This window comes from Phenylobacterium sp. (genome assembly GCF_036263695.1).
Classification (GTDB): Bacteria; Pseudomonadota; Alphaproteobacteria; order Caulobacterales; family Caulobacteraceae; genus Phenylobacterium.
Genome location: NZ_DATAGM010000477.1, coordinates 1 through 9,819, shown reverse-complemented (window position 1 = coordinate 9,819; position 9,819 = coordinate 1). Strand labels below are relative to the sequence as shown.

Annotated in this window: 10 protein-coding genes; 6 read left to right on the top strand and 4 right to left on the bottom strand. The window is 69.7% G+C overall.

Annotated elements, in window-relative coordinates:
- From VHK87_RS19165 to VHK87_RS19145, 5 genes are all read left to right on the top strand, one after another.
- Window positions 1–975, top strand: a 975-nt coding sequence (locus tag VHK87_RS19165) for an ATP-binding protein (RefSeq protein WP_329636495.1), incomplete at its 5' end; no start/stop codon positions are given.
- A gap of 112 nt (window positions 976–1,087) precedes the next feature.
- A complete protein-coding gene (locus VHK87_RS19160) occupies window positions 1,088–1,516 on the top strand; it encodes a hypothetical protein (RefSeq protein ID WP_329636494.1) in 429 nt (142 codons plus the stop codon).
- A gap of 95 nt (window positions 1,517–1,611) precedes the next feature.
- Window positions 1,612–2,223, top strand: coding sequence for a hypothetical protein (locus VHK87_RS19155; RefSeq protein WP_329636493.1), 612 nt, complete (start codon window positions 1,612–1,614; stop codon window positions 2,221–2,223).
- Window positions 2,224–2,547: 324 nt separating this feature from the next.
- Window positions 2,548–3,495, top strand: a complete 948-nt coding sequence (locus VHK87_RS19150; RefSeq protein ID WP_329636492.1) for a LysR substrate-binding domain-containing protein — start codon at window positions 2,548–2,550, stop codon at window positions 3,493–3,495.
- A gap of 237 nt (window positions 3,496–3,732) precedes the next feature.
- The gene (locus VHK87_RS19145) at window positions 3,733–6,858 is read left to right on the top strand and encodes a TonB-dependent receptor domain-containing protein (protein WP_329636491.1); all 3,126 of its coding nucleotides are present in this window, start codon (window positions 3,733–3,735) and stop codon (window positions 6,856–6,858) included.
- A 49-nt stretch (window positions 6,859–6,907) separates the two neighbouring features.
- Here the strand turns inward: VHK87_RS19145 and VHK87_RS19140 are convergent, their stop codons facing one another.
- The 3 genes from VHK87_RS19140 to VHK87_RS19130 form a co-directional block, all read right to left on the bottom strand.
- Entirely contained in the window at window positions 6,908–7,111 is a 204-nt protein-coding gene (locus tag VHK87_RS19140; RefSeq protein ID WP_329636490.1) for a hypothetical protein, read from the bottom strand.
- Between the two features lie 189 nt (window positions 7,112–7,300).
- Window positions 7,301–7,762: a response regulator gene (locus tag VHK87_RS19135; RefSeq protein ID WP_329636489.1), complete on the bottom strand. Its 462-nt coding sequence runs from the start codon at window positions 7,760–7,762 to the stop codon at window positions 7,301–7,303.
- 111 nt (window positions 7,763–7,873) lie between these two features.
- A complete protein-coding gene (locus VHK87_RS19130) occupies window positions 7,874–8,695 on the bottom strand; it encodes a PhzF family phenazine biosynthesis protein (protein WP_329636488.1) in 822 nt (273 codons plus the stop codon).
- Between the two features lie 43 nt (window positions 8,696–8,738).
- Here VHK87_RS19130 and VHK87_RS19125 point away from each other — a divergent pair, with 43 nt between their 5' ends.
- Entirely contained in the window at window positions 8,739–9,194 is a 456-nt protein-coding gene (locus tag VHK87_RS19125; protein ID WP_329636487.1) for a GNAT family N-acetyltransferase, read from the top strand.
- Here VHK87_RS19125 and VHK87_RS19120 read toward each other — a convergent pair whose 3' ends face one another.
- The gene (locus VHK87_RS19120; protein WP_414694170.1) at window positions 9,195–9,776 is read right to left on the bottom strand and encodes a nucleotidyltransferase family protein; all 582 of its coding nucleotides are present in this window, start codon (window positions 9,774–9,776) and stop codon (window positions 9,195–9,197) included.
- Between the last annotated feature and the right edge of the window lie 43 nt (window positions 9,777–9,819).

Genomic DNA, 9,819 nt, shown 5'->3' with positions numbered 1-9,819 from the left:
GTGCTGAACGACGTGCTCGACATCTCCAAGATCGAAGCGGGCAAGCTGACCCTGATCGCCGAGGACTTCGATCTGGAGGCCGCCGTGGCCCCGGTGAAGGACGCCTGCGAGCCCCTGGCCGCGAAGAAGGGCCTGGCGTTTGGCTTCGAGGTCGGCCCGGCCGCCCAGGGCGCCTGGCGGGCGGACGCCGACCGCCTGCGCCAGATCCTGCACAACCTGCTCTCCAACGCGATCAAGTTCACGCCCAAGGGCCGCATCGACGTCCGCTTCGACGTGGACGCCTCGGGCGCCCTCTGCCTGACGGTCGCCGACACCGGCATTGGCATCGCGGCCGACAAGCTGCCCACCCTGTTCGACAAGTTCGTGCAGGCCGACAGCTCGGCCACCCGGGAATACGGCGGCACGGGCCTGGGCCTGGCCATCTGCCGCGAGCTGACCCAGATGATGGGCGGCGCGGTCACGGTCGACAGCCGGCCCGGCAAGGGCTCGACCTTCACCGTCACCCTGCCTTTTGCCCGCGGCCTAACGCCCGCAGCGGCGGACGAGCCGGGCCTCGAGGCGCAGCCGGAAGGCGCGCTCCGGATCCTCGCGGCCGAGGACAACGCCACCAACCAGCAGGTGCTGGCCGCCGTGATGGCCGCCCTGGGCATCGAGGTGGAGATCGTTCCCGACGGGGCCGCCGCGGTGGAGGCTTGGCGGCACGGCGCCTACGACCTGATCCTCATGGACATCCAGATGCCGGTGATGGACGGCATCGAGGCGGCCAAGACGATCCGCAAGCATGAGCGCAAGCAGCGCCGCCCACGCACGCCGATCGTGGCGCTCACCGCCAACGCCCTCTCCCACCAGGTGGAGGAGTATCTGGCCGCCGGCATGGACGGCCACATCTCCAAGCCGATCGAGATCGCCAAGCTCTACGACGGCATCGTGCGCGCCCTCGGCCCGGCCCAGCTGGACGCCGCGGCCGCGGCTTGAAGCCACCGCCAAGCTGAACGGCAGACAACGACGGTCTCAGATCGCCTTCAGGAGCGGAGGTGTTTTCTGGCCTTGATGTCGCCCCTGTGGGCGAGTGTTGAGGAGAACCGTTATGAAGAAGATGCTCCTGTCGCTGGCGGCGGTCTCGGCGCTCGCCTCCGTGGCGCTGCCGGCCGCGGCCCAGCCCTGGGACGACCGATACGACGACCGTCGCTACGAAGACGACCGCTACGACCGTTACGATGGGCGGGGCATCGACCGCGACCGCTACGAAGACCGCTGGGACGGCGACCGGCGCTTCGATGTGACCGACCGCCTGCAGGTGCGCATCGAGCGCTCCTTCCGCAACGGCCGCATCACCCGCCAGGAGTACTACAGCCTGCACAACCAGGTGCGTGAGCTCGAACGCCTCGAGTTCGCCTATCAGCGCGACGGCCGCCTGTCGCGGTGGGAGCTCACAGACCTCGGCCGCCGCGCCAACTTCATCGAGAACCGCCTGCGCCGTGAGCGGCAGGACCGGGACTGGGGCTTCTACCGCTAAATCTCCCCCTGCAACCGAACCGCCCCGGACGGGTTAACAGCCCCCGTCCGGGGGACTTCGAAGCAGAGGGACACCAAAGCAGAGGAGTTAAACCCATGAAGAGGCTCACCACCCTCACCCTGGCCGTCTCCGCCCTGGCCCTGTCGGCCGGCGCCGCTTCAGCTCAGAGCTGGGTTCCGGTCAGCAACCGGCTCGAGCGCCTGGACGAGCGGATCGACGCAGGCATGCGCAACGGCGATCTGACCCGCGCTGAGGCCATTCGCCTGCGGAGCGAGTTCGACGCTCTGGCCCGGCTGGAGATGCGCTATCGCGCCAACGGCCTGACGGCCTGGGAGCGGAGCGATCTCGACCAGCGCTACGACCAGCTGTCCATGCGCGTGCGCTTCGAGCGCAACGACGCCCAGGAAGGCTGGTACGGCGGCCGCGGCTGGACCGACAACCGCGGGACCTGGGTTTCGATCGACCGGCGGCAGGCCCAGCTCGACCAGCGGATCGACCGCGGTCTGCGCACCGGCCGGCTGACCCCCGCCGAGGCTGCGCGGCTTCGCGCGGAGTTCTATCAGATCGCCCGCGTGGAGGCCCGCTACCGGTCCGGCGGCCTGACGCTGGCCGAGCGCAGCGACCTGGACCGCAGGTTCGACCGCTTGGCGGCCCGGATCCGCTGGGAGGGCCGCGACAACCAGTACGGCTATAACCGCTACCGCTAGGCGGTCATCCGAGGAGAGCCTGAGCGCCCCCGCCGGCCGGCGGGGGCGCTCTTGCTTTGGGCGCCTTTGGAAGAATGCGCTCGGACCCGGTTGGGACGGACCCGAGCGCCTGGCCGAAAGCGGGGGGAAGCTTCGCCTTCGGTGAAATTCGGAAATCTCACGCGCCGCGACGGCGCCGCGGAAGGCGCGAACGGCGCCAGCCTGTTGACCTGCGGGCACCACCTAACGCTGCGGAAGCGTTGCTGAGGGTTGGACACCGCGGCCATTCGACCCTCTAATGCGAACGGCGTTACTGGATCGCCTGTCAATTACGGTGTTCGTGTCATGACGCTCGAGTACCTGGACGACCTTCCCCGCCCTCGGCCGGGCGCCCACAAATCCACCCCGCCTTTCGCCGCGTTGCGCGCCTTCGAGTCCGTCGGACGCGTCGGCGGCCTGCGCCGCGCGGCCCAGGACCTGGGCCTCGACCACGCGGTGGTCAGCCGCCACGTGCGGGCGCTTGAGTCTTGGCTGGGCGTGTCGCTGATCGACCGCCTGCAGTCGGGTGGACGGCTGACGCCGGACGGCGAACGCTACCACCGGCGCATCTCGGCGGCCCTGGGCGAGATCGCGGCGGCCACCACCGACCTGATGCGGCCGGGCGAGCAGGGACCGCTGAAGATCTGGTGCCCGCAGGGGTTCGCTTCCCACTGGCTGGCGCCGCGCCTGGGGCAGTTCCGCACCGACAACCCGGGCCTGGAGATCGAGGTCCAGCCCACCGAGGCCAAGCCCAACTTCGCCGCCCGCGAAGCCGACGCCGACATCCGCTACGTGCCCGGTGAAGCGACGCCCGCCGGTCTGTTCACCCGCGTGCGCTGGATCGAGCTGGTGCGTCCGGAGGTGATGGCGGTGGCCAGCCCCGCTCTGCTGGCCGCCCATCCGCCGGTCCGCGAACCGGCCGACCTGCTGGCCCTGCCGCTGCTGCACAAGAAGACCGACGAGCAGTGGCGCAACTGGCTGGGCGAACAGGGCCTGAAGGGCGTCGGCCAGGTGCCGGGCCTCAGGCTCTGGTACAACTCGATGACCGTCGAGGCCGCCAGCCGGGGCCAGGGCGTGGCGCTGGCCAACGCCTGCGTCGTGCGCGATCAGCTGCGGGACGGCCGGCTGGTGAAGGTCGACGTCGGCCGGCCGGTGACAAGCGGCGCCTACTTCTTTACAACCCGCGCCGACCGCTGGAGCCACCCCCCGCTGGTGCGGCTGCGCCGCTGGCTGTTGCAGGAGCTCGCGGAGTGACGAGGCGGTGCGCGCCGGTCACCACCGGCGACCCAAAGGGCAACTTCCCTTTCCCCCACCCCCACGGACGATGAACCGACCAGGGGACGCGAGAAGATCCCCGGCAGGAAACGCCCGGCCGCTAGGCCAGCTCTAGAACGACGTGTCCGCGGGGGAAGATTCCAGCCGCAGCCGCGCCCTGACCTCGGGCGCGCGCCCGCTGCGCTGTCCCCTTCGCGGAGCCGAGGAGGGACAGGAATGAGAACGCGTCTTTTCACCGCCGCATCGCGCGCCAGCTTGGCGCTCGCCCTCGGGCTGCTCGCCCAGCCCGCCCTCGCCCAGGACGAGCCGAGCGAGGTCGAGGAAGTTGTGGTCACCGGCTCCTACATCGCCGGCACGCCCGAGGACGCCGCCGTTCCCGTCGACGTCGTGACCGCCCAGACGCTCGAGGAGCAGGGCTCGCCGACCATGGTACAGATGGTCAAGACCATGAGCGGCGTCGGCTCGGGCGTGGGCGAGAGCAACCGCTATCTCACCGGGGCCGGCACCGCCTCCGTCAACCTGCGCGGCTTCGGCGCCTCGCGGACGCTCAGCCTGTTCAACGGCAGGCGCATGGCCGACACCACCCAGGCGACCTCGACCACCGGGGTCGGCGGCGGCGCCGACCTGTCCTTCATCCCCACGGCGGCGATCGGCCGGATCGAGGTGCTGAAAGAGGGTGCGGCCGCGATCTATGGCTCCGACGCCGTCGGCGGCGTGGTGAACTTCATCACCCGCAAGGACCTCGACGGCTTCGAGGTCGCAGCCCAGTACGCCTTCATCGACGGCTCGGACGGCGACTACGAGGCCAGCATCGCCTGGGGCCACACCTTCGACGCAGGCAACGTGCTGCTGACCGCCGGCTATCGCCGCCGCAGCGTGCTGCCGACCCTGGAGCGCGACTGGGCGCTGATCCCCTACGAGCAGGGCCCGGCCGCCGGCTGGACGATCGCCACCAGCGTTCCCAACTACCTGCGACCGAACGGCACCAACTTCCCCGCAGGCGCCTACCTCGGGCCCGATGGCGTCCTCTACAGCCTAACCACCGCTCAGCCGATCCGGGACAACGGCTGCCCTGAGATGGGCGGGGTGCTGACGGTCTCGACGACCAACGGCGCGCCGGTCACTACGCCGACGCCGACCTCGGCCTGCCGGTTCCAGTTCACGCCCTGGAACGACTTGGTCAACGACGAGTACCACTATCAGCTCTACGGTGAAGTGAACTTCGAGTTCAGCGAGAACCTGGCCTTCCACGGCGAGGCCATGTGGGCGCTGCACGAGGTGCCCCGGCAGCGGATCAGCCCCTCCAACGCGACCACCAACTTCCCCACCGCCGCCAGCCTCGGCGGGACCTCCGGGGCGACGGCGACGCCGTCGTTCAACTTCCAGACCTTCTTCTTCGTGCCGGCCAACAACCCGGGCTATCAGGCGACCTTCAACTGGGTGGCCGACCCGGCGCGCGGCTGCATGGCGCCGCTGACCCGCGCCCAGTGCGCCGCGGCCCTGTCCGTCCCCGGCATGGCCATCCCGCAGGCCAGCTGGCGGCCGATCTCCTTCTCGGGCGATCCCAACACCCCGGACGGCGGCGGCCACCAATCGGTGGAGGCGGACGCCTACCGCGTCTCCGGCGGCTTCCGGGGGACGGTGTTCGAGGCGATCAACTTCGACACCGCCCTGACCTACATGGAGACCCAGAGCCGCACTTCCACGCCGGACATCCTGACCAACCGGCTGCAGAACGCCCTGAACGGCTTCGCCAGCCGCAAGGGCGACGCCAACCAGTGCGAGCTGTCGGAGCGGACTCCGGCCAACGCCGGCAACGCCGCGGCGGGCTGCTACTGGTTCAACCCCTTCGCCAACGCCCAGACCATCAAGCTGCAGGGCGGGGCGGCGACGCCGTTCACCAACCCGGCGGTTCTGAACGACCCCCTGGTGCTGCAATGGCTCTACGAGTCGCCGCTCAGCACGCTGACCAACCGATTGTTTGTCGCCGACGCGGTGTTCAGCGGCGAGCTGCCGATCACCCTGCCGGGCGGGACGGTCGCCTACGCGGTCGGCGGCCAGTGGCGCAAGCGGACCTTCATCGGCGAGTACAGCGAACTGAACAACTCGCAGATCACCCCGTGCGTCGACTCCATCGACGACGGCACGCCGGTCTGCGTGGTGCCCACCGGGCCGCTGAACTTCAACGCCCCCAACGAGAACTACAACGACACGGACGACGTGTGGGCGCTGTTCGCCGAGACCCGCATACCCGTGCTGGAGAACCTGGAGTTCACTCTCGCCATCCGGCACGAGGACCACGGCGACATCGGAACGACCACCAACCCGAAGGTCGCGGCCCGCTGGCAACCGCTGGACTGGCTCACCTTCCGCGGCTCGGCCAGCACCACCTTCCGCGCCCCGACGCCGCTGGTCACCACGCCCCGCGAGCAGAAGGGCGTGGCCAACCTCGGCGGCACCTACCGGGCGGTGATCACCGCCAACAACCCTGACCTGCAGCCGGAGACGGCGACCACCTACAACGTCGGCTTCGTGGTCGAACTGGGCGGCTTCACCGGCTCGCTCGACTACTACAAGTTCGACTTCGAGGACGAGCTGACGGTCGAGACCGCGGCGCAGATCTTCAACCAGGCGAGCCTGCTGGCCGCGAGCCCGGCGGCCTGCAACGACCCGGGACTGGCGCCGCTGAAGGCCCGCTTCGTCTACTCGGCTGGGGGCGGGGTCACCGGCTGCGACGTGGGCAGCATCATCACCACCCAGGTGAACATCGTGAACGGGCCGGACACCACCACCAGCGGGCTGGACGCCCGCGCCCAGTACGACTGGGACGAGGTCGACCTGTTCGGATGGGGCGAGGGCCTCAGCGCCGCAGTAGGCTTGGAGGCCACCTATCTATTCGAGTTCCAGCGCGGCGACTTCAGCCTGCTGGGCGCGGACGACATCGTCTTCCAGCCGGCCGTGGACCGGGCGGGCCGGCACGACCTGCTCTCCACCTTCATCTCCTATCCGAAGCTTCGGGGCACGGCCTTCGCGAGCCTGTCAGCCGAGAACTGGAGCCTGCGCTGGCAGATCCTCTACCACGAGGGCACCACGCCGCTGCCGGGCACCAGCAGCACCGTCTACTTCAACGGCGTCGCGGTGACGGTCGGCAAGAGCGAGGACTTCTGGCAGCACGACGTCATCCTGCGATACGAGCTGCCGTGGGACACGGTCGCGACCTTCTCGGTGCAGAACGTCTTCGACCGGGACCCGCCCTTCAAGCACAGCCAGTTCAACTATGACTACACCGCGGCCAGTCCCCTGGGCCGGGTGTTCGAGATCGGCTTGAAGAAGCGGTTCTAGAGGAAGATGGCCGGACCGCGGCGAGAGCCGCCGCGGTCCGGCGTATCGCTTAGGAGGCGCTCAGCGCCTGCTCGCCCGCGCCGGCCCGGCGCTGCAGACGGCGGCTGACCACCACCGGGGCGCGGACGGCGCGCGGGGCGTCCGCGCTCGGCACGCGCCATTGCCATTCGAAGGCGGCGAGCCAGATCCATCCGCCGTCGGACAGACGGCGAGGAAGCACCGCATAGCTTCTGATCCAGGGCTGTTCGCTCATGGGGGTACTTGGACTTTCGTCTCTCGTGTTCGGATGTGTGCGGGCCCCTGCCCGTGAGACGAATAGTAAGCGAGTCGGCGGCCGCTTCGAGAAAGCCAAAGCGTCACATTCGTGTGCGCTACGCACTTCCAGGCGCCCAGACTGAGCGGTGAGTGCACGCCGGCGCGACAGCAGGCCGCGCCGCAGGGGCTAGACGGCGCCGAGCTCCTGTGCGGCCCAATGCGGGGACGGGCTTGAGGTCCGCTCCCGGCGCGAGCTCGCGGCCAGGCGGCGCACCGTTTCCACCAGGCCGACGACGGGCACCGGCTTGGATAGGAAATCGTCGAACCCCAGCCGCAGGTAGTCGCTGCGCCGGTAGCTGTAGACGTCTGCGGTCACCGCGATGGCGGGCGCCTCGCAACTCGGGAAGCTGGACGTGCGCAACAGGCGCATCAACTCCAGTCCGGTGACGCCCGGCATGTGGATGTCGACCAGGAGGACGTCGAATGGATCGAATTCAAGCAGCGCCAGCGCTTCGCGGCCGCCTCCCACGGCCGTGACCTTCGCCCCGAACGCCTCGAAAATCTGCTCGAACACGCGCAAGTTGGCCGGCTCGTCGTCGACGGCCAGCACGCGCAGGTTCAGATCCTTCAAACTCAAGGCTTTCGACACGACGGCACACCCTCGTACGCAACCCAATCTGGGCTGCGGATGCGCACATTTTCCGAATAGGGAGGGTTAACGCGGCCCCGCCGGGGCGGCGGGACTTAGGGACGCCGGGAGCTAGGGGGCTACGCGCATCTCGGCCGCGAGAACCGTCTGTGCTTCCCCGCGCAGCAGCACCCGCTCACCCTTAAGCTCGCACTCCAGGTCCCCTCCGCGGCCCGGATAGGCCTGGTGGAACTTCAGCACCGGCGAGCCGAGCTTGGCCGAATAGATCGGCGAGAGCATGCAGTGCAGCGAGCCGGTGGCGGCATCCTCGGGGATGCCCGAGCCGGGCGCGAAGAAGCGGCTGACCACCTGGTACGGCTTGGCGGCGTCGGCCAGCGCGGCCACCGCCACGTTGCCGCGGCCCATGGTGACCTCGACGGAGATGGCGTTCAGCGCCGCAAGGTCCGGCTTGGCCGCGCGGACCGCCGCCTCGTCCCGCACCACCGCCACCAGCATCTGCGCCGCCCAGGCTTCCACGACCTCAAGGCCGCCGAGCGCGTCGGACAGGCCCGCGGGAACCTCGACCTGGCGCACCTGCGCGGCCGGGAAGTCCATCTCGTACAGCCCGCCGGCCCGGCGCACCGTCAGCGGGCCGGATTTGGTGTCGAAAGTGACGAGCGGGGCGTCGAGGCCCAGCTCGGCGATCAGCACATGCGCCGAGGCCAAGGTGGCGTGGCCGCAGAGCGGCACCTCGACAGTGGGCGTGAACCAGCGCAGGCCGAAGCGGGCGGGCTCCTCGCCAGCCAGCAGGAAGGCGGTCTCGGCCTGATTGTTCTCCGCCGCCAGCTTCTGCATCCAGGCGTCGGCCGGCCAGGCGCGCATCGGCTCCAGCACGCAAGCGGGATTGCCCCGGAAGGGCTCGGAGGCGAAGGCGTCGACGGTCCACTGGCGCATGGCGCGAATTTCTCCTACAGCCCAGCTCCCAGGGAGAGAGAACATGCCCCAGGAAGCCAAAGCTCCGGAGAGCTACACCATCAGCGCTGATCCGGCGAGGTTCGACCTCGCCACGGCGCACGGCTGGATCTCGCGGGAGAGCTACTGGGGCCACGGCATCCCGCTGGCGACCTTCGAGACGGCGGTGCGCAACAGCCTCGCCTTCGGGGCCTATGCGGCCGACGGCGCGATGGTCGCCATGGCGCGGGTGGTGACCGACCGGGCGACCTTCGGCTGGATCTGCGACGTGTTCGTGGACGCCGCCCATCGGGGCTCAGGCCTTGGCAAGCAGCTGATGGCGGCGCTCCTGGCCCACCCCGACCTGCAGGGCTTCCGGCGCCTGCACCTGGCGACCCGGGACGCCCACGGCCTCTACGGCCAGTTCGGCTTCGTGCCCCTCACCAAGGTCGAGAACTGGATGGAGATCCGCAACCCGGACCCCTACGGCGCCGCCGGCTGATCAGCGCTCCAGGATCTGCAGCTCGGGCCAGCGGCGGCGGGCCGCCTCAGCGGTGCGGGCGAAGCCGTTGGTCTCGCGGATGGGGTTGGGCCGCAGGCGCAGGGCGAACAGGTCCTCCAGGCCGAAGGGCGCGACTATGCTCATCCGGCCGTCGTCCTCCAGCCGCGCGCCGACCGCGAAGGTCGAGGAGGTGAAGCGCTCCAGCGCCTCGGCGCTGCAGGAAAGCGGGCTGTACGGCTCGCCGAACTTGCCCTCGAACCAGAGGTGGACCCGGGCCTGGTTGCGCACCTCGACCAGGTCCCTGAGCGGCGGCTCGAAGGCGGCCGCCACCCTTCGGATCACCACATCCTCCGCCTCGTAGGAGGTGTCCGACGGATCAAAATAGCCGAGATCGTAGTCCTTCAGGCCGAACTCCAGCGGTCGGCCGGTCAGGTGGTTCACCACCGGCTGGTAGATGGCGCCCGAGAACAGCAGCCAGTCCGGCAGGGCCAGCCGGCGGGCCGTCTCCATCACCGTCATCAGCCCTTCGGCCCGGCGCAGGATGGCCTCCAGCTGCGCGGCCAGGTCGTCGTTCGAATCCATCCGCTAGTGTCGCCGCAGCGCCCAGCCGTGGTCCAGAGGGCCG